Source organism: Streptomyces sp. NTH33 (assembly GCF_003236365.1).
Lineage (GTDB): Bacteria > Actinomycetota > Actinomycetes > Streptomycetales > Streptomycetaceae > Streptomyces.
In genome coordinates, this window is the sequence record NZ_POTZ01000060.1 from 1 (window position 1) to 23922 (window position 23922).

The 23922-nt window shown below is 70.6% G+C and carries 26 protein-coding genes and 1 pseudogene; 18 read left to right on the forward strand and 9 right to left on the reverse strand.

Features of this window, described 5'->3' with window-relative positions; all coding sequences use genetic code 11:
- The 5 genes from pgl to tkt all read right to left on the reverse strand — a co-directional run.
- Positions 1–588 (reverse strand): 6-phosphogluconolactonase (gene pgl / locus C1I97_RS08810; RefSeq protein WP_258382485.1); only part of this gene is annotated, 588 nt, incomplete at its 3' end.
- Positions 585–1589 (reverse strand): glucose-6-phosphate dehydrogenase assembly protein OpcA, encoded by a 1005-nt coding sequence (gene opcA / locus C1I97_RS08815; protein WP_111002665.1) that lies wholly within the window; start codon positions 1587–1589, stop codon positions 585–587. The genes opcA and pgl, both read right to left, overlap by 4 nt.
- Entirely contained in the window at positions 1586–3124 is a 1539-nt protein-coding gene (zwf, locus tag C1I97_RS08820; RefSeq protein ID WP_111002666.1) for a glucose-6-phosphate dehydrogenase, read from the reverse strand. The genes opcA and zwf overlap by 4 nt, the downstream gene beginning before the upstream one ends.
- A gap of 5 nt (positions 3125–3129) precedes the next feature.
- On the reverse strand, positions 3130–4248 hold the full coding sequence (gene tal, locus C1I97_RS08825; RefSeq protein WP_111002667.1) for a transaldolase: 1119 nt from the start codon (positions 4246–4248) through the stop codon (positions 3130–3132).
- Positions 4249–4282: 34 nt separating this feature from the next.
- Complete coding sequence (gene tkt, locus C1I97_RS08830; protein ID WP_111002668.1) at positions 4283–6406, reverse strand: transketolase; 2124 nt, start codon at positions 6404–6406, stop codon at positions 4283–4285.
- A 346-nt stretch (positions 6407–6752) separates the two neighbouring features.
- Here tkt and C1I97_RS08835 point away from each other — a divergent pair, with 346 nt between their 5' ends.
- Both C1I97_RS08835 and C1I97_RS08840 read left to right on the forward strand, forming a co-directional pair.
- Positions 6753–7724: a heme o synthase gene (locus C1I97_RS08835; RefSeq protein ID WP_181446643.1), complete on the forward strand. Its 972-nt coding sequence runs from the start codon at positions 6753–6755 to the stop codon at positions 7722–7724.
- Between the two features lie 98 nt (positions 7725–7822).
- Positions 7823–8155, forward strand: coding sequence for a hypothetical protein (locus C1I97_RS08840; protein ID WP_181446644.1), 333 nt, complete (start codon positions 7823–7825; stop codon positions 8153–8155).
- An 83-nt stretch (positions 8156–8238) separates the two neighbouring features.
- Here C1I97_RS08840 and C1I97_RS08845 read toward each other — a convergent pair whose 3' ends face one another.
- The 3 genes from C1I97_RS08845 to C1I97_RS08855 are packed head-to-tail and all read right to left on the reverse strand — an operon-like array spanning position 8239 to position 10991.
- A complete protein-coding gene (locus C1I97_RS08845; RefSeq protein WP_111002670.1) occupies positions 8239–9246 on the reverse strand; it encodes a COX15/CtaA family protein in 1008 nt (335 codons plus the stop codon).
- Between the two features lie 45 nt (positions 9247–9291).
- Positions 9292–10071, reverse strand: coding sequence for an ABC transporter permease (locus tag C1I97_RS08850; RefSeq protein WP_111002671.1), 780 nt, complete (start codon positions 10069–10071; stop codon positions 9292–9294).
- Entirely contained in the window at positions 10068–10991 is a 924-nt protein-coding gene (locus tag C1I97_RS08855; RefSeq protein ID WP_111002672.1) for an ABC transporter ATP-binding protein, read from the reverse strand. The genes C1I97_RS08850 and C1I97_RS08855 overlap by 4 nt, the downstream gene beginning before the upstream one ends.
- A 172-nt stretch (positions 10992–11163) precedes the next feature.
- On the opposite strand from C1I97_RS08855, the gene C1I97_RS08860 reads away from it, so the two are divergent.
- From C1I97_RS08860 to C1I97_RS08910, 11 genes are all read left to right on the forward strand, one after another.
- Positions 11164–11934: a helix-turn-helix transcriptional regulator gene (locus tag C1I97_RS08860; protein WP_111002673.1), complete on the forward strand. Its 771-nt coding sequence runs from the start codon at positions 11164–11166 to the stop codon at positions 11932–11934.
- Positions 11931–13352, forward strand: a complete 1422-nt coding sequence (gene sufB / locus C1I97_RS08865; protein WP_111002674.1) for a Fe-S cluster assembly protein SufB — start codon at positions 11931–11933, stop codon at positions 13350–13352. The genes C1I97_RS08860 and sufB overlap by 4 nt, the downstream gene beginning before the upstream one ends.
- Positions 13353–13409: 57 nt before the next feature.
- The gene (gene sufD, locus C1I97_RS08870; RefSeq protein WP_111002675.1) at positions 13410–14594 is read left to right on the forward strand and encodes a Fe-S cluster assembly protein SufD; all 1185 of its coding nucleotides are present in this window, start codon (positions 13410–13412) and stop codon (positions 14592–14594) included.
- Positions 14591–14914: a non-heme iron oxygenase ferredoxin subunit gene (locus C1I97_RS08875; protein WP_111002676.1), complete on the forward strand. Its 324-nt coding sequence runs from the start codon at positions 14591–14593 to the stop codon at positions 14912–14914. The genes sufD and C1I97_RS08875 overlap by 4 nt, the downstream gene beginning before the upstream one ends.
- A gap of 7 nt (positions 14915–14921) precedes the next feature.
- Positions 14922–15686: a Fe-S cluster assembly ATPase SufC gene (gene sufC, locus C1I97_RS08880; protein ID WP_111002677.1), complete on the forward strand. Its 765-nt coding sequence runs from the start codon at positions 14922–14924 to the stop codon at positions 15684–15686.
- A complete protein-coding gene (locus C1I97_RS08885; RefSeq protein ID WP_111002678.1) occupies positions 15683–16939 on the forward strand; it encodes a cysteine desulfurase in 1257 nt (418 codons plus the stop codon). The genes sufC and C1I97_RS08885 overlap by 4 nt, the downstream gene beginning before the upstream one ends.
- An 11-nt stretch (positions 16940–16950) precedes the next feature.
- The gene (gene sufU / locus C1I97_RS08890; RefSeq protein ID WP_111002679.1) at positions 16951–17418 is read left to right on the forward strand and encodes a Fe-S cluster assembly sulfur transfer protein SufU; all 468 of its coding nucleotides are present in this window, start codon (positions 16951–16953) and stop codon (positions 17416–17418) included.
- Positions 17415–17747: a metal-sulfur cluster assembly factor gene (locus C1I97_RS08895; protein WP_111002680.1), complete on the forward strand. Its 333-nt coding sequence runs from the start codon at positions 17415–17417 to the stop codon at positions 17745–17747. The genes sufU and C1I97_RS08895 overlap by 4 nt, the downstream gene beginning before the upstream one ends.
- Before the next feature lie 301 nt (positions 17748–18048).
- Positions 18049–18369: a DMT family transporter gene (locus C1I97_RS08900; protein ID WP_111002681.1), complete on the forward strand. Its 321-nt coding sequence runs from the start codon at positions 18049–18051 to the stop codon at positions 18367–18369.
- Positions 18370–18462: 93 nt separating this feature from the next.
- Positions 18463–19452 (forward strand): 2,3,4,5-tetrahydropyridine-2,6-dicarboxylate N-succinyltransferase, encoded by a 990-nt coding sequence (gene dapD, locus C1I97_RS08905; RefSeq protein WP_111002682.1) that lies wholly within the window; start codon positions 18463–18465, stop codon positions 19450–19452.
- Positions 19453–19856: 404 nt separating this feature from the next.
- Positions 19857–20057: a hypothetical protein gene (locus C1I97_RS08910; protein WP_111002683.1), complete on the forward strand. Its 201-nt coding sequence runs from the start codon at positions 19857–19859 to the stop codon at positions 20055–20057.
- 57 nt (positions 20058–20114) lie between these two features.
- On the opposite strand, the gene dapA is transcribed toward C1I97_RS08910, so the two are convergent.
- Complete coding sequence (gene dapA / locus C1I97_RS08915) at positions 20115–21029, reverse strand: 4-hydroxy-tetrahydrodipicolinate synthase (protein ID WP_181446645.1); 915 nt, start codon at positions 21027–21029, stop codon at positions 20115–20117.
- A gap of 181 nt (positions 21030–21210) precedes the next feature.
- On the opposite strand from dapA, the gene C1I97_RS39770 reads away from it, so the two are divergent.
- The 5 genes and pseudogenes from C1I97_RS39770 to C1I97_RS08940 all read left to right on the forward strand — a co-directional run.
- Complete coding sequence (locus C1I97_RS39770; protein ID WP_181446646.1) at positions 21211–21384, forward strand: hypothetical protein; 174 nt, start codon at positions 21211–21213, stop codon at positions 21382–21384.
- Positions 21381–22085 (forward strand): hypothetical protein, encoded by a 705-nt coding sequence (locus C1I97_RS08925; RefSeq protein ID WP_111002686.1) that lies wholly within the window; start codon positions 21381–21383, stop codon positions 22083–22085. The genes C1I97_RS39770 and C1I97_RS08925 overlap by 4 nt, the downstream gene beginning before the upstream one ends.
- Before the next feature lie 54 nt (positions 22086–22139).
- Positions 22140–22592, forward strand: a complete 453-nt coding sequence (locus C1I97_RS08930; RefSeq protein WP_111002687.1) for a phage holin family protein — start codon at positions 22140–22142, stop codon at positions 22590–22592.
- Positions 22589–23158 (forward strand): DUF3618 domain-containing protein, encoded by a 570-nt coding sequence (locus C1I97_RS08935; RefSeq protein WP_111002688.1) that lies wholly within the window; start codon positions 22589–22591, stop codon positions 23156–23158. Before C1I97_RS08930 ends, C1I97_RS08935 begins: the two co-directional genes overlap by 4 nt.
- 58 nt (positions 23159–23216) lie before the next feature.
- A pseudogene (locus tag C1I97_RS08940) lies at positions 23217–23579 on the forward strand (SRPBCC domain-containing protein); the annotation flags it as partial.
- Between the last annotated feature and the right edge of the window lie 343 nt (positions 23580–23922).

The following is a 23922-nucleotide window of genomic DNA, read 5'->3' on the forward strand; positions in this document are numbered from 1 at the left end:
CGAGATCAGCACGGTGTTCCAGAACGCCTGCGTCATGCCCGCGTTCTTCAGCAGCGCCGAGTAGTTGTCGAACGAGAGCTGCGCCGGGTTGGCGAACGCCGTCCACCAGCCGCCCTTCGCGGTGTCCGGGCCCACGCCCAGCATCAGGACGTCGAACGTCGGGACCGCGCCGTGGTTCTCGGGACCGGCCGCGCGGGCCAGCTCCTCGGCGTAGGCCTCCGCCGCCGCCTCCACGTCCGCGCCGTAAGGACCGTCCGACGCGGGCATGGCGTGCACGCGCTTGGGGTCCAGGGGTACGGAGTCCAGCAGGGCCTCGCGGGCCTGGGTGACATTGCGCTCCGGGTCGCCCTCCGGCAGGAACCGCTCGTCGCCCCACCACAGGTCCAGGCGGCCCCAGTCGATCGCGTCCCGGGCGGGCGCGGCCGCCAGGGCGGCCAGTACGCCGTTGCCGTTGCGGCCGCCGGTGAGGACCACGGACGCCGAGCCCGTGGACGCCTGCGCGTCCACGATCCGGGTGATCAGGCGGGCCGCGGCGGCCTGCGCCATCAGCTCCTTGTCCCGGTGGACGACCAGTTGCGGAGTGCTCACTTCGCCGCCTCCTCCTTCGCCACGGGCACCGCGACCGGTTCCTCCGCGGGAGCCGGGGGAGCCGCGGGAGCCGGGGGAGCGTTCAGCCTCTCCACGCCGAACTTCAGCGCCGAGGCGTACGTGTCGTCCGGGTCCAGCCGGCGCAGCTCCTCCGCGATCAGCTCGGCCGTGTCGCGCCGCTTCAGCGCCACCGCGCGCTCCGGCTGTCCGTGGACGGACAGGGTCGCCAGACGGCCGTCGGCCCGGTCCAGCGCGATCGGGCCGCAGCTGGTGTCCATGCGGACCGCGGTCAGCCCCGGCCCGGTGGACGGGGAGCGCTTCACCGGCACGTCCAGCCGGTCCGCGAGCCACATCGCCAGCAGCTCGCAGCTCGGGTTGAACTCCTCGCCCTCCACCTCCACGGCCCTGACCTCGCAGGTGACCTGGTCGAGGGCGGCGGCCAGCATCGAGCGCCAGGGCGTGATCCGGGTCCACGACAGGTCCGTGTCGCCCGGCGTGTACGCCTGGGCGCGCGCCGAGAGCTCCCGCACCGGCTGCTCGGAGGCGTAGGTGTCGGTGACCCGGCGCTGCGCCAGAGCGCCCAGCGGGTCCTTGGCCGGATCCAGCGGGGCGTTCACCGGCCACCACACGACGACCGGCGCGTCGGGCAGCAGCAGCGGCAGCACCACCGACTGGGCGTGGTCGGCGACCTCGCCGTACAGCCGCAGCACCACCGTCTCGCCGGTGCCCGCGTCCGCGCCCACCCGCACCTCGGCGTCCAGCCGCGAGGCGGTACGGTCGCGGAGCGTGCGCGAGACCCGCCTGATGACCACCAGCAGACGCGAGGGGTGCTCGCGCGAGGCGTCGCCGGCGGCCTTCAGCGCGTCGTAGGCGTTCTCCTCGTCGGTGACGATGACGAGGGTGAGCACCATGCCGACGGCCGGGGTGCCGATCGCCCGGCGACCCCGCACCAACGCCTTGTTGATCTTGCTGGACGTGGTGTCGGTCAGATCTATCTTCATGGCCGGCGCCAGCTCCGTCCGTCTCGTGCGAGCATCTCGTCCGCCTCGGCGGGCCCCCACGTCCCCGACGGGTACTGCGCGGGCCTGCCGTGCTTGTCCCAGTACTCCTCGATCGGGTCGAGGATCTTCCAGGACAGCTCGACCTCCTCGGTGCGCGGGAAGAGGTTGGAGTCGCCGAGCAGCACGTCCAGGATGAGGCGCTCGTACGCCTCCGGGCTGGACTCCGTGAAGGACTCGCCGTAGGCGAAGTCCATCGACACGTCCCGGATCTCCATCGACGTGCCCGGCACCTTGGAGCCGAACCGGACGGTGACGCCCTCGTCCGGCTGGACGCGGATGACGATGGCGTTCTGCCCGAGTTCCTCGGTGGCCGAGGTGTCGAAGGGGGAGTGCGGCGCCCGCTGGAAGACGACCGCGATCTCGGTGACCCGGCGGCCCAGCCGCTTGCCGGTGCGCAGGTAGAAGGGGACACCCGCCCAGCGGCGGTTGTCGATCCCCAGCTTGACGGCCGCGTAGGTGTCGGTCTTCGACTGCTTGTCTATGCCCTCTTCCTCGAGGTAGCCGATCACCTTCTCGCCGCCCTGCCAGCCGGCCGCGTACTGCCCGCGCACCGTGGACCTGCCCAGGTCCTTGGGCAGCTTCACCGCGCCGAGCACCTTGGTCTTCTCCGCGGCCAGCGCGTCCGCGTCGAAGGAGGCGGGCTCCTCCATCGCGGTCAGCGCGAGCAGCTGCAGCAGGTGGTTCTGGATGACGTCCCGGGCGGCGCCGATCCCGTCGTAGTACCCGGCCCGGCCGCCGATGCCGATGTCCTCGGCCATGGTGATCTGCACATGGTCCACGAAGGACCGGTTCCACACCGGCTCGTACATCGTGTTGGCGAAGCGCAGCGCCAGGATGTTCTGGACGGTCTCCTTGCCCAGGTAGTGGTCGATGCGGAAGACCTGCTCCGGGGCGAACACCTCGTGCACGACCTTGTTGAGCTGCTCGGCCGACTTCAGGTCGTGGCCGAACGGCTTCTCGATGACCGCGCGCCGCCAGGAGCCGGACGTCTGGTCGGCCAGGCCGTGCTTCTTCAGTTGCTGGATGACGACGGGGAAGGACCTCGGAGGCACCGACAGGTAGAAGGCGAAGTTGCCGCCCGTGCCCTGCGCCTTGTCCAGCTCCTCGATCGTCCCGCGCAGCCGCTCGAACGCCTCGTCGTCGTCGAAGGTGCCCTGCACGAAGCGCATCCCCTGCAGGAGCTGCTGCCAGACCTCCTCGCGGAACGGCGTGCGCGCGTGCTCCTTGACGGCGTCGTGCACCACCTGGGCGAAGTCCTCGTGCTCCCAGTCGCGGCGGGCGAAGCCGACCAGCGAGAAGCCCGGCGGCAGCAGACCCCGGTTCGCGAGGTCGTACACGGCCGGCATCAGCTTCTTGCGCGACAGGTCGCCCGTGACGCCGAAGATGACCAGGCCCGACGGCCCCGCGATACGCGGGAGCCGTCGGTCGGCGGGGTCACGGAGCGGGTTCGCTCCGGTGACGGGAAGGGGCGCCAAGGTCCTCAGTCCTCCGCGGGGGCGAGGCGCTCCAGCTCCGCCTCGGTCGACTTCAACAAGTCGTTCCAGGACGCCTCGAACTTCTCGACGCCCTCGTCCTCCAGGACCTGGACCACGTCGGCGTAGGAGATTCCGAGCTTCTCCAGCGCGTCCAGGTCGGCGCGGGCCTGCTCGTAGGTGCCCCTGACGGCGTCGCCGCGGATCTCGCCGTGCTCCTCGGTGGCCTCCAGGGTGGCCTGGGGCATGGTGTTCACCGTGTTCGGCGCCACCAGCTCCTCGACGTACATGGTGTCCTTGTACGCCTTGTCCTTCACCCCGGTCGACGCCCACAGCGGGCGCTGCCTGTTCGCGCCCTCCCGCTCCAGCGCGCTCCACCGGTCGGAGCCGAAGACCTCCTCGTACGCCTGGTAGGCCAAGCGCGCGTTGGCCACGCCCGCCTTGCCGCGCAGCGCCTTGGCCTCGTCGGTGCCGAGCTCGTCGATGCGCCGGTCGATCTCGGTGTCCACGCGGGAGACGAAGAACGACGCCACCGAGTGGATCCCGGAGAGGTCCAGGCCCTTCTCGCGCGCCTTCTCCAGGCCGCTGAGGTAGGCGTCCATGACCGCGCGGTAGCGCTCGAGGGAGAAGATCAGCGTGACGTTGACGCTGATGCCGTTGGCGATGGTCTCGGTGATCGCCGGCAGACCCGCCTGGGTGGCCGGGATCTTGATGAGGGTGTTGGGGCGGTCGACCAGCCAGGCCAGCTGGCGGGCCTCGGCGACCGTCGCCTTGGCGTCGTGCGCCAGGCGCGGGTCGACCTCGATGGAGACCCGGCCGTCCCGGCCGTCGGTGGCGTCGAAGACGGGGTGCAGGATGTCGGCGGCGTCCCGGACGTCCGCCGTGGTGATCATGCGGATGGCCTCTTCGACGGTGACCCGGCGGGCGGCCAGGTCGGAGAGCTGCTGGTCGTAGCCGTCGCCCTCCGAGATCGCCTTCTGGAAGATCGTCGGGTTGGTGGTGACGCCCACGACGTGCTGCTGGTCCATCAGCTCGGCGAGGTTGCCGGACGTGATCCGCTTGCGCGACAGGTCGTCCAGCCAGATCGCGACGCCTTCATCGGAGAGGCGCTTGAGTGCGTCTGTCATGGAAAATGCATCTCCTACGTGTCGTATGTGAGCGTCAGCGCTGGGCGGCGGCGAGGGATTCCCGGGCCTTCGCGATCGATTCCTTCGCCTTGGCGGCGACGTTCTCGGCGGTGAAGCCGTACTCGCGGAAGAGCGTCTTGGCGTCGGCCGAAGCACCGAAGTGCTCCAGGGAGACGATCCGGCCGGCGTCCCCCACGTACTTGTGCCAGGTGAGCCCGACACCCGCCTCGACCGCGACACGCGCCCGGACGGCCGGCGGCAGCACGCTGTCCCGGTACCCCTGGTCCTGCTCCTCGAACCACTCCACGGACGGCATGGACACAACCCGCGTGGGAACGCCCTCGGCCTGCAGCCGCTCGCGCGCCTCGACCGCCACGTGCACCTCGGAGCCGGTGGCGATCAGGATGACCTGCGCCTCGGTGTTCTGCCCGTCGGGCCCTTCGGCTTCGAACATCACGTAACCGCCGCGCGCGGCGTCGTCGTTCGGCTCGTAGGTCGGCACGCCCTGGCGGGTGAGCGCCAGGCCGTGCGGGGCGCCCTTGCCGAACTCCTTGGTCCAGCGGCGCAGGATCTCGCGCCAGGCGATCGCGGTCTCGTTGGCGTCGGCCGGGCGGACGATGTTCAGACCCGGGATGGCGCGCAGCGAGGCCAGGTGCTCGACCGGCTGGTGGGTGGGGCCGTCCTCGCCCAGGCCGACGGAGTCGTGCGTCCACACGTACGTCACCGGGAGGTGCATCAGCGCGGACAGGCGCACCGCGTTGCGCATGTAGTCGGAGAACACCAGGAAGGTGCCGCCGTAGACGCGGGTGTTGCCGTGCAGCGTGATGCCGTTCATCGTCGCGGCCATCGCGTGCTCACGGATGCCGAAGTGGATCGTGCGCCCGTACGGGTCCGCCTCCGGCAGCGGGTTGCCCTCGGGCAGGAACGACGACGTCTTGTCGATCGTCGTGTTGTTCGAGCCGGCCAGGTCGGCCGAGCCGCCCCACAGCTCCGGGATCACCTCGCCCAGGGACTGGAGCACCTTGCCGGACGCCGCGCGCGTGGCCACGCCCTTGCCCGTCTCGAACACCGGGATCTTCTCGTCCCAGCCGGTGGGCAGCTCCGCCTTGGCGACGCGGTCGTACTCGGCGGCCCGCTCGGCGTTGGCCTCGCGCCAGGACTGGAAGGACTTCTCCCACTCCGTCCGGGCCCGCCGGCCGCGCTCCACGGCCTGCCGGGTGTGGCCGAGCACCTCGTCGGAGACCTCGAAGTGCTGCTCGGGGTCGAAGCCGAGGAGCCGCTTGGTGGCCGCGATCTCGTCCTCGCCCAGCGCCGAGCCGTGTGCGGCCTCGGTGTTCTGCGCGTTCGGGGCCGGCCAGGCGATGATCGAGCGCATGGCGATGAAGGACGGCCGGTCGGTGACGGCCCTGGCCTCCTCGATCGCCGCGAAGATCGCCTGCGGGTCGAGGTCGCCGTTCTCCTTCGGCTCCACGCGCTGCACGTGCCAGCCGTAGGCCTCGTACCGCAGCGCCGTGTCCTCCGAGACCGCGGTCTCGGTGTCGCCCTCGATCGAGATGTGGTTGTCGTCCCACAGCAGGATCAGGTTGCCGAGCTTCTGGTGACCGGCCAGCGAGGACGCCTCCGCGGAGATGCCCTCCTGCAGGCAGCCGTCACCGGCGATGCAGTAGACGAAGTGGTCGAACGGGGACTCGCCGGCCGGGGCCTGGGGGTCGAACAGGCCGCGCTCGTAGCGGGCGGCCATCGCCATGCCCACCGCGTTGGCGACACCCTGGCCGAGCGGACCGGTCGTGGTCTCCACGCCCGGCGTGTGCCCGTACTCCGGGTGGCCCGGCGTCCGGGAGCCCCAGGTGCGGAAGGACTTCAGGTCGTCCAGCTCCAGACCGAAGCCGGCCAGGTACAGCTGGGTGTAGAGGGTCAGGGAGGAGTGGCCGGCGGACAGCACGAAGCGGTCGCGCCCCACCCACTGAGGATCGGACGGGTCGTGCCGCATCACCTTCTGGAAGAGGGTGTAGGCGGCGGGAGCCAGGCTCATCGCCGTGCCGGGATGGCCGTTGCCGACCTTCTGTACGGCATCGGCGGCCAGGAGGCGCGCGGTGTCCACCGCACGCTGGTCCAACTCGGTCCACTCGAAGTCTGTGGTGGTCGGCTTGGTACTCACCCTGGGTCAGGGCTCCTCTCCACAAGTCGGATGCAGATGCGTCACGCGCACCGGCTGCCGGCGTTATCGGCGTCGGCGGGCCTTTGTCGAGCCTACCCCCGTGAGGACGTGCGTTTTTTCGAGTCGATCCAGACCGCCGGGACTGTTCACTATCCGCCTCCCGACCGGCCAGAACGGTGTTCGGCAACTCAATACGCAACCGTTCACCCGATCGCTCAATCGAGCTCGCCAGGAGCCCGTGCCAACACGACCCCACCCCCGCGAATGTCCGGATCTGGGCAACGTCTACAGTGGCGTGGTACGCGCGAGCCTTCACCGTGCACTCACACGGCCCGGGCTCGCTGGGATGTCTCTGTCAGGGGTGTGCGTGACGGCCGTCGAATCCCGTCCAGCGGGGGTGGTGCTCGATGCGAGCCAGAAGCCGAGCCGCCGGCCGTTCGGGGCCCGTGTCAAGGCGTTCGTGGCGCTGACCAAGCCGCGGATCATCGAGCTGCTGCTGATCACCACCGTTCCGGTGATGTTCCTGGCGCAGCAGGGTGTGCCCGACCTGACGCTGGTGCTGCTCACCTGCGTCGGCGGCTACCTGTCCGCGGGCGGCGCCAACGCGCTGAACATGTACATCGACCGCGACATCGACGCGCTCATGGACCGCACCTCGCAGCGGCCGCTGGTGACCGGCATGGTCAGCCCGCGCGAGTGCCTCGTCTTCGGCATCACGCTGGCGGTCGTCTCCACGCTGCTGTTCGGCCTCGCCGTCAACTGGCTGTCGGCGTGGCTGTCGCTCGGAGCGCTCCTCTTCTACGTCGTCGTCTACACGATGATCCTCAAGCGGCGCACGGCGCAGAACATCGTGTGGGGCGGCATCGCCGGCTGCATGCCGGTGCTGATCGGCTGGTCCGCGGTCACCGACTCGCTGTCCTGGGCGCCGGTCGTCCTCTTCCTCGTCATCTTCTTCTGGACGCCGCCGCACTACTGGCCGCTGTCGATGAAGGTCCGCGAGGACTACGCGCGCGTGGGCGTGCCGATGCTGCCGGTCATCGCCTCCAACAAGGTGGTCGCCCGGCAGATCGTGATCTACAGCTGGGTGATGGTGGCGGTCTCGCTGCTGCTGACCCCGCTCGGCTACACCGGCTGGTTCTACACGACGGTGGCGCTGGCGGCGGGCGGCTGGTGGCTGTGGGAGGCGCACGCCCTGCAGAACCGGGCCAAGGCCGAGGTGGCGGGCGCGAAGCTGAAGGAGATGCGGCTGTTCCACTGGTCCATCACCTACGTCTCGCTGCTGTTCGTGGCGGTGGCGGTGGACCCGTTCCTGCGCTGACGTCCCGCACGGTCTCGCGGTTTCCGGGCGGGGCAGGTGGTCAAGGCCACCCGCCCCGCCCGTCGCCGTTTGATCTACCCGCCGGTAGCATCCTGGCCATGGCAGACACGCAGCAGGTTGACCCCAAGGCCGAGCGCAAGGCGACCCGCCTCGCCCAGCGGATCGGCTCCTTCTCCAAGGCCCACGGCGGCGCCGAGGGCCAGGTCGCGTACCTCGGACAGCGCGGCGCCCGCATCGTCCTCGTCGGTGAGGACGGCACCTGGGGCGACCTGGTGGCCCCCACGTACGCCATCGCGAAGACGGCGGTGGAGAAGTCCGGGATCACCGTCCACGAGACGTTCGACGGCGAGTTCGCGGCCAAGGTGAGGACCGGCCCGTACGAGTGGAGCCGCATGGCGGGCATCCAGGTGGGCGGCTCGAGGAACGGCTGAACCAACGGCGTGGCCCGGGGCCGCGGGAGTCGTCCCGCGGCCCCGGGCCACATCCGTCACATCCAGAAGGCCGAGCGGCGGCCTCAGGCCTTCGTCAGGGCGGGCTCGGCCGCCGGGCCCGGCAGGTCGGTCACCACCTCGGGGCGCTCGCGCAGCGACAGCAGCACCCGCAGGACCCAGATCCACATCACGCACGAGCCCAGCATGTGCAGGCCCACCAGGACCTCGGGCAGGTGCAGGAAGGTCTGGGTGTAACCCAGGGTGCCCTGGGCGAGCAGGACCAGGAACAGTTCGCGGGTCCGCGCCGACGGCGCCTTCGGCGCGTCGACGGCCTTGAGGATGAACCACAGGGCGAACGTCAGCGTGACCACGATCCACGCCAGCACGGCGTGCAGCTTGGCGACCGTCTGCCAGTCGATCGGGATACGGGCGACCTCCTGGGAGTCGCCCGCGTGCGGCCCGGCACCCGTCACCACCGTGCCGACCAGGATCAGCAGCACGCTCGCGAGGACGAGGAACCCCACCAGCTGCTGGATCGGCCTGCCGACCAGCGGGCGCGGCGCCGCGTCGCCCTCACGGGTGCGCTGCCACATCACCGTGGCGACCGCGATCAGCGCCGAGGAGAGCAGGAAGTGCGCGGCGACGGTGTACGGGTTCAGGCCGACGAGGACGACGACGCCGCCGAGCACCGCGTTGCCCATGACCACCCAGAACTGCGCCCAGCCCAGCCGGGTGAGGCTGCGCCGCCACGGCTTCTGGGAGCGCGCGGCGACGATCGCCCAGCCGACGGCGGCGCACAGCACGTACGTCAGCATCCGGTTGCCGAACTCGATCACGCCGTGCAGGCCCATCTCGCTGGTGGTGGTCAGCGAGTCCTCGGTGCACTTGGGCCAGGTCGGGCAGCCGAGGCCCGAGCCGGTCAGGCGGACGGCGCCGCCGGTGACGACGATGACGACCGCCATGACGAGCGCGGCGAGGGCCGCCCGCTGGACGGTCCTCGGGTGCGGGGTCCAGCGTGCGGCGATGAAGGCGAGCGGATTGCGCACGGCGGCTGAGGCGTCGGCGCGGGTCAGGTTCGGCACGCGTTCCATCGTAGGCCGCTGCTTGTGCACACTTTCACGAGGGTCCATGGCGCCCTACTCCCAGCGGAAGAACTTTCCGGCGGCGGCGAGACCCGCCACCGCCCAGACGGCGAGGATCCCCAGGTCGCCCCAGGGCATTCCGGCGCCGTGCTGGAGCACGTCCCGCAGTCCGCCGGACAGCGCCGAGATGGGCAGCAGGCCCAGCACGTCCTGCGCGCCGGCCGGGAACTTCTCCAGCGGTACGACCACGCCGCCGCCGACCAGCAGCAGCAGGAAGACCAGGTTGGCGGCGGCCAGGGTGGCCTCGGCCTTGAGCGTGCCCGCCATCAGCAGGCCCAGCCCGGAGAAGGCGGCGGTGCCGAGGACCAGCAGCAGGAGCACGGCGAACGGGTTGCCGTGCGGCGACCAGCCCAGCGCGAAGGCGATCACGGTCAGCAGCGCGATCTGCAGGACCTCGGTGACCAGCACGGACACCGTCTTGGCGGTCATCAGGCCCCAGCGCGGCAGCGGCGAGGCGGCCAGCCGCTTCAGCACGCCGTAGCGCCGCTCGAAGCCGGTCGCGATGGCCTGCCCGGTGAACGCCGTCGACATCACGGCGAGGGCGAGGATCCCGGGGGTGAGGAAGTCCACGGCCCTGCCCGCGCCGGTGTCCACGATGTCCACGGAGCTGAACAGCACCAGCAGCAGGGTGGGGATGACGACGGTCAGCAGCAGCTGCTCGCCGTTGCGCAGCAGCATCTTCGTCTCCAGCGCCGCCTGCGCCGCGATCATGCGGGGCAGCGGGGCCGCGCCGGGTTTCGGGGTGTACGTACCCGTACCGGTGGCGAGGGTCATGAGCGCAGCTCCTTGCCGGTCAGCTCCAGGAAGACGTCCTCCAGCGTGTGCCGCTCGACCGAGATCCGGTCCGGCATCACCCCGTTCTGCGCGCACCAGGACGTCACGGTCGCGAGCAGCTGCGGGTCGACCTTGCCGACGACCCGGTAGGCGCCCGGGGTCAGCTCGGCGGCGGTGCAGTCGGCGGGCAGCGCCTTGAGCAGGGAGCCCACGTCGAGCCCGGGACGGCCGGTGAAGCGCAGGGTGTTCTCGGCGCCGCCGCGGCACAGCTCCTCCGGGGAGCCCTGGGCGATGACCCGGCCCGCGTCGATGATGGCGACGTCGTCGGCGAGCTGCTCGGCCTCCTCCATGTAATGGGTGGTGAGGATCACGGACACGCCGTCGGCGCGCAGATCGCGTACGAGGTCCCAGGTGGCCCGGCGGGCCTGCGGGTCGAGCCCGGCGGTCGGCTCGTCGAGGAAGACCAGCTCGGGCCGGCCGACGACGGCCATGGCGAGCGCGAGCCGCTGCTGCTGTCCGCCGGACAGCCGGCGGTAGGAGGTCCGCCCGCAGCTGCCGAGCCCGAGCCGTTCGACGAGGGCGTCCACGTCCAGCGGATGGGCGTGCAGTCTGGCGACGTGCCGCAGCATCTCCTCCGCCCGCGCTCCCGAGTACACCCCCCCGGACTGCAGCATCACGCCGATCCGGGGCCGCAGCTCGGCCGACTGGCGGACGGGGTCGAGGCCCAGGACGCGCACGGTGCCGGAGTCCGGCCGCCGGTACCCCTCGCAGGTCTCGACCGTCGTCGTCTTGCCCGCGCCGTTGGGACCGAGCACGGCGGTCACACCCGCCTGGGCCACCAGGTCGAGGCCGTCCACCGCGGTCTTCGCGCCGTACCGCTTCACCAGAGCCTGAACCTGCACCACGGGCTCACTTCGCATGAACCCAGAGTCTAGGGACGCGTCCGGGCGCCCGGACGCGCGGGTGCGGACTCCCGGACCGTCCGGAGATCGTCCCCGCAGGTTGCGTTAGGTAACCCTAAGTGACGCAGTGCACGCCCGTCTGGATCAACGCCGCTTGTCAGTCTCCGAGGAATTACGCAACAATGGCGTTGTGAAAAACGTTGGCGAGGCTCGGGAAACCCCCGCGGGGACCCGGCAGGAGGAGTTCGCAACCGGGGAGCGCTCCACGCGCAACCGGGTCGCGCGGTCCATCCTGGACCACGGCCCGTCGACCGTCGCCGAGCTGGCCGGCCGACTGGGGCTCACCCAGGCCGCCGTGCGGCGCCACCTGGACGCCCTGGTCACCGACGACGTGGTGGAAGCGCGGGAGCAGCGGGTGTACGGGGCGCGGACGCGCGGCCGGCCCGCCAAGGTCTTCGCGCTCACCGACTGCGGCCGGGACGCCTTCGACCAGTCGTACGACAAGCTCGCCGTGGACGCGCTCCGCTGGATCGCCGAGCGGGAGGGCGGGCCGGAGGCGGTCGCCGCCTTCGCCCGGGCCCGCGTCGCCGCGCAGGCGAGCGCGTACCGCAAGGCGATCGAGGCGGTCGGCCCCGACCAGCGGACGGAAGCGCTGGCGAAGGCCCTCAGCATGGACGGGTACGCTGCTACGGCGCGCAGCGCGCCCCTCCCGCACAAGGGTGAGCAGCTCTGCCAGCACCACTGCCCGGTGGCCCACGTCGCGGAGCGGTTCCCGCAGCTGTGCGAGGCGGAGACGGAGATCTTCGCCGAGCTGCTGGGGACCCACGTCCAGCGGCTGGCGACCATCGCGCACGGCGACGGCGTCTGCACGACGTACATCCCCCAGACATCCCAGACATCCCAGAACGACCACTCAAGCAACAACGCATCCGCAAGCACGGCCGGGAGGAACCCCGCATGACTCTCCCCACGGAGACTGCCCACCCCGAACTCGAGGGCCTGGGCAACTACGAATACGGCTGGGCCGACTCCGACGCGGCCGGCGCCTCTGCCCGGCGCGGTCTGAACGAGGACGTCGTCCGTGACATCTCGGCGAAGAAGTCCGAGCCGGAGTGGATGACCAAGCTGCGTCTCAAGGGCCTGAGGCTCTTCGAGAAGAAGCCCATGCCGAACTGGGGCTCGGACCTGTCGGGGATCGACTTCGACAACATCAAGTACTTCGTGCGCTCCACGGAGAAGCAGGCGGAGTCCTGGGAGGACCTGCCCGAGGACATCAGGAACACGTACGACCGGCTCGGCATCCCCGAGGCGGAGAAGCAGCGCCTGGTCGCCGGTGTCGCCGCGCAGTACGAGTCGGAGGTCGTCTACCACCAGATCCGCGAGGACCTGGAGGAGCAGGGCGTCATCTTCCTCGACACCGACACCGCCCTGAAGGAGCACCCCGAGCTCTTCAAGGAGTACTTCGGCACGGTCATCCCGGCCGGTGACAACAAGTTCGCCTCGCTGAACACCGCCGTGTGGTCCGGCGGCTCCTTCATCTACGTCCCGCCGGGCGTCCACGTGGAGATCCCGCTCCAGGCCTACTTCCGCATCAACACGGAGAACATGGGCCAGTTCGAGCGGACCCTGATCATCGTCGACGAGGGCGCCTACGTGCACTACGTCGAGGGCTGCACCGCGCCGATCTACAAGAGCGACTCGCTGCACAGCGCCGTCGTCGAGATCATCGTCAAGAAGAACGCCCGCTGCCGCTACACGACCATCCAGAACTGGTCGAACAACGTCTACAACCTGGTCACCAAGCGCGCCGTGGCCTACGAGGGCGCGACCATGGAGTGGATCGACGGCAACATCGGCTCCAAGGTGACGATGAAGTACCCGGCCGTCTACCTGATGGGCGAGCACGCCAAGGGTGAAACCCTCTCCATCGCCTTCGCGGGCGAGGGGCAGCACCAGGACGCCGGGTCCAAGATGGTCCACATGGCGCCGAACACGTCCTCCAACATCGTCTCCAAGTCCGTGGCGCGCGGCGGCGGCCGTACGTCGTACCGCGGTCTGGTCGAGATCGGCGAGGGCGCGGCCGGGTCGAAGTCGAACGTGCTGTGCGACGCGCTGCTGGTCGACACCATCTCCCGGTCGGACACGTACCCGTACGTCGACGTCCGCGAGGACGACGTGTCCATGGGCCACGAGGCCACCGTCTCCAAGGTCTCCGAGGACCAGCTCTTCTACCTGATGAGCCGCGGCCTCTCCGAGTTCGAGGCGATGGCGATGATCGTGCGCGGCTTCGTCGAGCCGATCGCCAAGGAGCTGCCCATGGAGTACGCGCTGGAGCTCAACCGGCTGATCGAGCTGCAGATGGAGGGTGCGGTCGGCTGACCGCCCACCGCAGCCCCCGTCAAGCCCATACGCAAGAAAGCGAGCATTACGACAGCCATGGCTGAGGCCCAGAACATCCCGGTGGGTTCCGCGACCGCCGGTCAGATCGCGGTCGCCGCCGAGTCGACCGTCGCCACGCGCATGAGTGCGCCGCCCTCCTTCGACGTGGCGGACTTCCCGGTCCCGCACGGCCGCGAGGAGGAGTGGCGGTTCACTCCGCTGGAGCGGCTGCGCGGCCTGCACGACGGCACCGCGACCGCCACCGGCGAGGGCGTGAAGGTGGACGTCCAGGTCCCCGAGGGGGTCACCGTCGAGACCGTCGGCCGCGACGACGCGCGGCTCGGCAAGGCGGGCACCCCGGTGGACCGCGTCGCCGCCCAGGCCTACTCCGCCTTCGAGAAGGCCTCGGTCGTGACCGTCCCCGAGGAGGCCGTCCTGACCGAGCCGATCCGCATCGCAGTGCACGGCCAGGGCGGGGTCGCCTACGCCCACCAGGTCATCGAGCTCGGGGCCTTCGCCGAGGCCGTCGTCGTCATCGACCACACCGGTGACGCGGTCCTCGCCGCCAACGTCGACTACCTGCTCGGCGACGGCGCCAAGCTGACCGTCGTCTCCGTCCAGGACTGGGACGAGAAGGCCGTCCATGTCGGCCAGCACAACGCGCTGATCGGCCGGGACGCCACCTTCAAGTCCTTCGTGGTCACCTTCGGCGGCGACGTCGTACGCCTGCACCCGCGTGTCACCTACGCCGGCACCGGCGGTGAGGCCGAGCTCTTCGGCCTGTACTTCACCGACGCGGGCCAGCACCAGGAACACCGCCTCTTCGTCGACCACAACACCCCGCACTGCAAGTCGAACGTCGCCTACAAGGGCGCGCTCCAGGGCGACGACGCGCACGCCGTGTGGATCGGTGACGTGCTGATCGAGGCCAAGGCCGAGGGCACCGACACCTACGAGATGAACCGCAACCTGGTGCTGACCGACGGCGCCCGGGTCGACTCCGTGCCGAACCTGGAGATCGAGACCGGCGAGATCGTCGGCGCCGGCCACGCCTCCGCCACCGGCCGCTTCGAAGACGAGCAGCTCTTCTACCTGATGGCCCGTGGCATCCCGGAGCAGGAGGCCCGCCGCCTGGTGGTCCGCGGCTTCTTCGCCGAGCTGGTCCAGCAGATCGGCGTCGCCGACCTCCAGGAGCGCCTGATCGCCAAGATCGACGAGGAGCTGGAGGCAGCGGTCGCATGAGCCCCGCCTTTGTACGCGTCTGCGGACTGGACGAGCTGGAGGAGGACACCCCGAAGCGGGTGGAACTCGACGGCACGCCCATCTCCGTCGTGCGCACCGACGGCGAGGTGTTCGCGATCTACGACATCTGCTCGCACGCGAACGTCTCGCTCGCCGAGGGCGAGGTCGACGACTGCCACATCGAGTGCTGGCTGCACGGCTCGCGCTTCGACCTCCGCTCCGGCAAGCCCGACGCGCTCCCCGCGACGCGCCCCGTCCCCGTATACCCCGTAAAGATCGAAGGGGACGACGTGCTCGTCTCCCTCACCCAGGAGTCCTGAGGCACCCATGGCAACGCTTGAAATCCGAGACCTGCACGTCACCGTCGAGGCCGACAACGCCACGAAGGAGATCCTCAAGGGCGTCGACCTCACCGTGAAGCAGGGCGAGACGCACGCCATCATGGGCCCCAACGGCTCGGGCAAGTCGACCCTCGCCTACGCCCTCGCCGGCCACCCCAAGTACACCGTCTCGGGCGGCACGGTCACCCTGGACGGCGAGGACGTCCTGGAGATGTCCGTCGACGAGCGCGCCCGCGCGGGCCTGTTCCTGGCCATGCAGTACCCGGTCGAGGTCCCCGGCGTCTCGGTCTCCAACTTCCTGCGCACCTCCGCGACCGCGATCCGCGGCGAGGCCCCCAAGCTGCGTCACTGGGTGAAGGAGGTCAAGGAGGCCATGGCGCGCCTCAACATGGACCCCGCCTTCGCCGAGCGCAACGTCAACGAGGGCTTCTCCGGTGGTGAGAAGAAGCGGCACGAGATCCTCCAGCTGGAGCTGCTCAAGCCGAAGATCGCGGTGCTCGACGAGACCGACTCCGGCCTGGACGTCGACGCCCTGCGCGTCGTGTCCGAGGGCGTGAACCGGGTCCGTGACAACGGCCAGGTCGGCACCCTGCTGATCACCCACTACACGCGCATCCTGCGCTACATCAAGCCCGACCAGGTCCACGTCTTCGCCGACGGCCGCATCGTCGAGTCCGGCGGCCCGGAGCTCGCGGACAAGCTGGAGAACGAGGGCTACGAGGCATACGTGAAGGGTGGCGCATCCGCGTGACACAGCTGCCGGGCCTCCTCGACACCGAGGCGCTCCGCAAGGACTTCCCCGCCCTGGACCGGCTGGTCCACGACGGCAGGAAGCTCGTGTACCTGGACAACGCGGCGACCTCGCAGAAGCCGCGCCAGGTGCTGGACGCCCTGAGCGAGTACTACGAGCGCTACAACGCCAACGTCCACCGCGGTGTGCATGTGCTCGCCGAGGAGGCCACGGCGCTGTACGAGGGCGCGCGCGACAAGGTCGCGTCGTTCATCAACGCGCCCAGCCGCGACGAGGTGATCTTCACCAAGAACGCCTCCGAGTCGCTCAACCTCGTGGCGAACATGCTCGGCTGGGCCGACGAGCCCTACCGCGTGGACCACGAGACCGAGATCGTCATCACGGAGATGGAGCACCACTCCAACATCGTTCCCTGGCAGCTGCTCGCGCAGCGCACGGGCGCGAAGCTGAAGTGGTTCGGCCTGACCGACGACGGCCGCCTGGACCTGTCGAACATCGACGAGGTCATCACGGAGAAGACGAAGATCGTCTCCTTCGTGCTGGTGTCCAACATCCTCGGCACCCTCAACCCCGTCGAGGCGATAGTGCGCCGGGCGCAGGAGGTCGGCGCCCTGGTCTGCGTCGACGCCTCCCAGGCCGCCCCGCACATGCCGCTGGACGTGCAGGCCCTGCAGGCCGACTTCGTGGCCTTCACCGGCCACAAGATGTGCGGCCCGACCGGCATCGGCGTGCTCTGGGGCCGCCAGGAGCTCCTGGAGGACCTGCCCCCGTTCCTCGGCGGCGGCGAGATGATCGAGACGGTGTCGATGCACTCGTCGACGTACGCCCCCGCCCCGCACAAGTTCGAGGCGGGCACCCCGCCGATCGCGCAGGCGGTCGGACTGGGCGCGGCGATCGACTACCTGAGCGCGATCGGGATGGACAGGATCCTCGCCCATGAGCACGCGCTCACCGAGTACGCGGTGAAGCGGCTGGCGGAGGTCCCCGACCTCAGGATCATCGGCCCGACCACGGCCGAGGACCGCGGGGCCGCCATCTCCTTCACGCTCGGCGACATCCACCCGCACGACGTGGGTCAGGTCCTCGACGAGCAGGGCATCGCGGTGCGCGTGGGCCACCACTGCGCGCGGCCCGTCTGCCTGCGGTACGGAATTCCCGCGACCACGCGAGCGTCGTTCTATCTGTACTCCACGCCGGCCGAGATCGACGCACTGGTCGACGGCCTGGAGCACGTAAGGAACTTCTTCGGATGAGGGGCTGACGCGTGAAGCTGGACTCGATGTACCAGGAAGTCATCCTGGACCACTACAAGCACCCGCACGGGCGGGGCTTGCGGGATGGCGACGCCGAGGTGCACCACGTGAACCCGACGTGCGGCGACGAGATCACCCTTCGCGTGAAGTACGACGGCACCACGATCAAAGACGTCTCGTACGAGGGCCAGGGCTGCTCCATCAGCCAGGCCTCGGCCTCCGTACTGAACGAACTCCTCGTCGGCAAGGAGCTGGCCGAGGCGCAGAGGATCCAGGAGACCTTCCTGGAGCTGATGCAGTCCAAGGGCAGGATCGAGCCCGACGACGCGATGGAGGACATCCTGGAGGACGCGGTGGCGTTCGCCGGGGTGTCCAAGTACCCGGCCCGGGTCAAGTGCGCCCTGCTGAGCTGGATGGCCTGGAAGGACGCGACGGCCCAGGCGCTGGACGGCGCCGACGCCGAAAGGAAGACGGCATGAGCGAGACCGTGGAGATGAAGCCGGCCTCTCAGGAGGAGGTCCGGGAAGCCCTGATGGACGTCGTCGACCCCGAGCTGGGCATCGACGTCGTCAACCTGGGCCTGATCTACGGCATCCACGTCGACGAGTCGAACATCGCGACCGTCGACATGACCCTGACGTCGGCGGCCTGCCCGCTGACGGATGTCATCGAGGACCAGGCCAAGTCCGCCACGGACGGCATCGTCAACGAGCTGCGCATCAACTGGGTCTGGATGCCCCCGTGGGGCCCGGACAAGATCACGGACGACGGCCGCGAGCAGCTGCGGGCTCTGGGCTTCAACGTCTGAGATCCCCGAGCTCCACGAGCGAACGAGCACACGGAAAACGGCGAGGTCCGCGGGGACCTCGCCGTTTCCCATGCCCTGTGGGTGCCCAGGCCAGGCCGCCCGCCAGGCGGAGCCCAGGGGGGACGCAGCCGGGATGTGGGGGCGGTGGTTGAACCCCGGAACACCAGTGGGCCAAGCGGCCTGGGCGGGGCCGTTTCCGGCGAGCGATGTCCCTGAGTTCTCAAGATCCCCCGGCATACCGTCCGTTGCGCCGTTTCACCCACCGTGCACGGCCGTGCACCGCGCTCTCTACGCTCCCCGTATGGGATACCTGTTGCTCGCCGCCGCCATCGCCGCGGAAGTCGTCGCCACGACCGCCATGAAGTACAGCGAGGGCTTCAGCAGACTCGGGCCCTCACTGGTGACGCTCGTCGGCTACGTCGTCTCCTTCCTGCTGCTGGCCCAGACCCTCAAGACCCTGTCCATCGGCACGGCCTACGCGATCTGGTCCGGCGTCGGCACCGCGGCCGTGGCCGCGATCGGGCTGGTGCTCTTCAGCGAGGCGCTGACCCTGACCAAGGTCGCCGGGATCGTGCTGATCGTCGGCGGGGTGGTGGTGCTGAACCTGGGCGGGGCCCACTGATCCGGGGCGGGAGCCCGGCCGCGCCGACCGGCACACGAGACGGTGACGGCACCGGTTCGCCGGTGCGCGCGGGGGCGGGTTAGGTTTCCTTCCATGACCGACACGACTGCTCCCCGCACCACCGGCGCCGTGGCCGCCGGACTCGCCACGATCGCCTCCGACGGCACCGTTCTCGACACCTGGTTCCCCGCGCCCGAACTGACGGCCGAGCCCGGCCCGGCCGGTACCGAGCGGCTGTCCGCCGAGCGGGCCGCGGAGCTGCTCGGCGGCGGCGCGGCCGCGGCGATCGGACCGGACGCCCGCCGGGGCGTCGAGGTGGTCGCGGTCCGCACGGTCATCGCCTCGCTCGACGAGAAGCCGGTCGACGCGCACGACGCCTACCTGCGCCTGCACCTGCTCTCCCACCGGCTGGTCAAGCCGCACGGACTGAGCCTGGACGGCATCTTCGGCTTCCTCGCCAACGTCGCCTGGACCTCGCTCGGCCCGGTCGCCGTCGACGACGTCGAGAAGGTGCGCCTGAACGCCCGCGCCGAGGGCCTGCACCTGCAGGTGACCTCCGTCGACAAGTTCCCGCGCATGACGGACTACGTCATCCCCAAGGGCGTCCGCATCGCCGACGCCGACCGCGTCCGCCTCGGCGCGCACCTCGCCGAGGGCACCACCGTGATGCACGAGGGCTTCGTCAACTTCAACGCCGGCACCCTCGGCACCTCCATGGTCGAGGGCCGCATCTCCGCCGGCGTCGTGATCGGTGACGGCTCGGACATCGGCGGCGGCGCCTCCACCATGGGCACGCTCTCCGGCGGCGGCAACGTGATCATCTCCGTCGGCGAGCGCTGCCTGATCGGCGCCGAGGCGGGCGTGGGCATCGCGCTCGGCGACGAGTGCGTGGTCGAGGCCGGCCTCTACGTCACCGCGGGCACCCGTGTGACCATGCCCGACGGCGAGGTCGTCAAGGCCCGCGAGCTCTCCGGCGCCTCCCACATCCTCTTCCGCCGCAACTCGGTCACCGGCGCGGTCGAGGCCCGCCCCAACAACGCGGTCTGGGGCGGCCTGAACGAGGTCCTGCACAGCCACAACTGACCACCGGCGGCCGTGACGTGCGGCCGCCTCATCGATCAGCGCCCTGACCTGCTGCCGAGCTGTCGGTAGCGGTCGGCGTTGGTCACCGTTGAGCGCCTTTCCGCGGCCCGAGGACGGCCCGGGAGGGCGCTCACATGCCGGTCCACTGATCAGCCCGCCGGCCGACCGGCGAGGCAGAAGAAGCCCACAGCTCCGACCAGCTCGAATGCCGTGGGCTTCTGCCGTTTTCGGTCGGCGCCGGGCGACCTCGCACGGCCCAGGGGCGGCCCGGCACTGGTCCTGATCGAAACCAGCGGACCGTGGGCTGCCCTCTTGGCCGCGGCAAGCCGTCAGTGATCGTGAAGCGGAGTGTTTGCGCCGGAGCGGGGAAGGGGTCAGAGCGGGAGGGAGGACAGGAGGCAACCGTGACCGTCCTCGCGATCTTTCTCCTCATCATCGGGACGCTCTTGGTCCTGATCGGGGCGCTTCTGATCCTGATCGGTACGTTTCTGATCGCCATCGGGGTGGCCTTGATCTTCATGGGGGCGGCCCTGGTCGCCATGGGCACGCTCTTGCTCATCCGGAGACTTCTCGGCCGCGGTCGAACACGATCTCACTCCTGGTGAACCCGAGGGTGGCCCTTCAGCACAGCCACAACTGATGATCCGGCACCGGCGGGAGGCTCAGAAGGGCAGCTCCGCCACCAGCCGCTCGTACGCCGCCCGCAGCCCGTCGACCGTCTCCCGGCCGGCGGGCCGCAGCGGCGCCCGGACGGGACCCGCGGGCAGGCCCAGACCGTTCAGCAGGCCCTTCGCGGTGACCGTGCCGGGCAGGCCGGCGGCCATCGTCAACTCGATCAGCTCGGTGGCCCGTTGCTGCAGACGGGCCGCCCGTGCCGTGTCGCCGGCCTCGAACGCGTCCAGCACGGAGCGGAGTTGGCGCGGGACGAGGTTCGCGACCGTGCTGACGTACCCCGCGCCGCCCACCGCGTACAGGGCGAGGATGTGCTCCTCGCAGCCCGCGTAGTACGCCAACTCGGTGCGGGCCAGCACCTTCTGGGTGCCGAGGAAGTCGTAGGAGCAGTCCTTGACCGCCACGATCCGGGGATGGCCGGCCAGCCGCAGCATCGTCTCCGGCTCGATGCGGGTGCCGGTGCGGCCGGGGATGTCGTACAGCATCACCGGCAGCCCGCAGGCGTCCGCGACCGTGCGGAAGTGCTCCTCCACGGCGTCCTGTGGCGGCCTGCTGTAGTACGGCGTCACCACCAGCACCCCGTCGGCGCCCGCCTTCTCCGCCTCCAGCGCCAGCTCGACCGTGTGCCGGGTGTCGGCGGTGCCCACGCCCGCGACGATCGAGGCGCGGTCCCCGACCGCCTCGCGCACGGCCCGCACCAGCGCCGACTTCTCGGCGTCCGTCGTGGTCGGCGACTCGCCCGTCGTGCCGTTGAGCACGAGCCCGTCGCAGCCCTCGGCCACCAGCCGCCCGGCGAGTCGCCGGGCGCCGTCCAGGTCGAGTGCGCCCGAGGCGGTGAAGGGCGTGACCATGGCGCACAGGGCGCGGCCGAAGGGAGGGGCGGAGGCGGTCGCTGCGGTTGTCATGGTTGTCATGGGAGCAGTCTCGGCAGCCCGCACCGTAAAGATCCACTTAATTCTCCTACCGGATATCGGTAAGTGTTTCTTCCTTGGGGGCGAGTGGCCGTACCGCGCCCTATGTCCAAACTCGTCCGTCATGGGTCACCATGGGCATGAAGTCACCAATGGGTAGCTCATGGGAGGCGTCATGAAGCTCGGCAAGGCACTGGCTACCGGAGTCGCGCAGGAGCAGCCGCCGGTCTTCGAGGAGGAAGCCCCCGAAGTCCCCGAAGCCTCCGAAGTCCCCGAAGTCCCCGAGGAGACCCAGGAGACCCAGGAGCCGCAGGCCGAAGCGCCCGAAGAGGTGCCGGCCGCCCGATGAGGCTGCGGCTGCCCGCGGAGCGCCCGACGGAGCCGCCGACCGGATACAAGATCGCCCACCCGGTGCTGTCCCAGGGCGGCGCCCGGGCCGGCTTCACCGGTGTCTCGCTCGGCGGCGCGCTGCCGTACGGCGTCCTCGCGGACGCGTCCTGCGTCTACGGCCGCCGGCACCGGCCACCCGCCCGCCTGTGCGACTGCGGCTTCCACTGCGTGCACGCACGCGCCGACGCCGAGGCCCTGCTGTGCACGGCCGAGCACCGCACGGCCGTCCTGCTGGAGGTCTCGGTCCTCGGCGCCTACATCCGCTTCGAGCGCGGCTTCCGCTACGCCCGCCAGCGGGTGCGCACCGCGACGGTCGGACCGTGCGCGTGCGGCGCGCCCGCCTCCGCGCTGGCCGACGCGGGCTGGGGCAGGCCCGGCTGGCGGGCCCTGGCCGCCGCCTGCCCGGGGTGCGTGCGCGGCCGTACGGCCGTGACGCTCACCGGCTTCGCCCGGCTGGCCGGGGAGGGGCTGCGGACCGTGGCGGGCGGCGGCCTGCCGCAGCCGGGAGCCGCCCCGCCCGGCGGACCGGACGTGCCCGCCGGGCTCGGTGTGCCCGAACTCGCCGCGGAGGCCGCCCTGCTGCAGGCGAGGCTCGACTGGTTCCAGACCCAGCTGGCCCGCCTCGGCGAGCGCGGGCCCGGCGGCGCGGGCAGGGGGTAGCCGATCCGTCACGGGGTACCCGGATGTTCCGGTACCGAGAGGAGGCGGGACACCGTGACCGGGACGATCGATGCGAGGCCTGAGAGTGAGCAGCACCGCGCGGTGCGCGGCCACCCGGCGGGCGAGCGTCCGGTGGGCGAACTCGTCCACCAGGCAACCGAACAGCTTTCCCAGCTCATCCGGCAGGAAATGACCCTCGCCAGGATGGAGCTGGCCCAGAAGGGGCGCCGTATGGGGCGCGGCGGCGGACTGCTGGGCGCGGCGGGCGCCATCGGCTACGTCGGGCTGATCGCGCTCGCCGGCACGGGCGTCGCCGCCCTCTCCCTGGCGCTGCCCGTGTGGGCCGCGGCGCTCATCGTGACGGGCGTACTGTTCGTGATCGCGGGCGTGCTGGCCCTGACCGGCCGCGCCCAGCTGCGCCACGCCGCACCGCCCAAGCCGGAGGTGACGCTCGGCAGCGTCAAGGCGGATGTCGAGGAGATCAAGGAAAGGGCGCACCACCGATGACGGACAGGACGCAGGGGGCGGACGGCGGATCGGCACCGGTCGCCGGCGCGAAAGGCCCCGACGAACTGCGGCAGCAGATAAAGGAGACCAGGAGCCGGCTCGGCGACACCGTCGAGGAGCTGGCCGCGAAGGCCGATGTGAAGGGCCGTGCCAAGGCCCGCGCGGCCGACCTGAGGGACAAGGCCGGTGCGATGACGGTCCAGCTGCGCAGCACCGCCGCGCAGGCCGGACACCGGGTCCAGGAGAAGGTGAGCCACGCCGGCCACCGGATGCAGGACACGGCGTCGCGGGCCGGGCACACGGTTCAGGACACGGCGTCGCGGGCCGGGCACACGGTCCAGGACACGGCGTCGCGGGCCGGGCACACGGTCCAGGACACCGCGTCCCGGACCGGGCACACGGTCCAGGACACGGCGAGCCGGGCCGGGCACAGCGCCCCGATGGCCGGCGTGAGCAACGCCGTCCAGGCGTGCCGCCGCAATCCGCGGCCGCTGATGGTCGCGCTCGTGGTGGGCGCGGCGCTGGTGACGGCCGGACTGCTGATCCGGCGCAGCCGCGACTGCTGAGGCCGCGCACTCACCGGCTTCCGCCGAAGGCCGCCCCCACCCCAGAGGTGCCCGAGAGGTGGGGGCGGCGATCACCACCGGCACCGGCGGCCGGCTGTGGCCGGTGGACCCGTCCGAGCCCCGGGTGGGCGGCGCCGGAGCCTTCGGCTCCACGGTCACCGCCTGGGACCCGCCGCACCGCTACACCCACCGCAGCGAGAACACCGGCAGGCCGGCCCAGCCGCTCAACCAGCTCGACCACACCGTCGAACCGCGCGACGGCGGCCGCCGCGCCCGGGTGCGCTATGTGCACAGCGGGATCTTCACCGACGACTGGGACAACCAGTACGACGGCGCGAACAAGCACACCGGCTTCTACCTGCACACCCTGCGCGAGTACCTGACGCACTCCGCGCCCCGCCCGGTGGCCTTCACGTGTTACGGGCGGAACCGCAGCACCTGCGGGTCGTGGTCGCTGATCTGGTCGTGGAACTCCGAGTTGATGTGCACGCTGTCGCACTCGAAGCCGCCGCCACGCCGGATCGACGGGCTGATCAGGATCTGGTCCAGGACCTGCTGGTTGCCCTGGTAGCCGTAGGTATAACGCTCGCTTGAGCGTGTTCTGGTGTGTGTGAGTGAGCGTCGCGGTGGCGGTGCGCGGCGTGGGACAGCAGCAGGCAGCAGGGCGACGGTCGTTCTGGTTTCGAATGCGTGACCTTTGACCGGGACGCTCGTTGGATGCGGTGAGCACTTCTTCGGGTGTCGGGTGGGGGTGAGGGCATGGG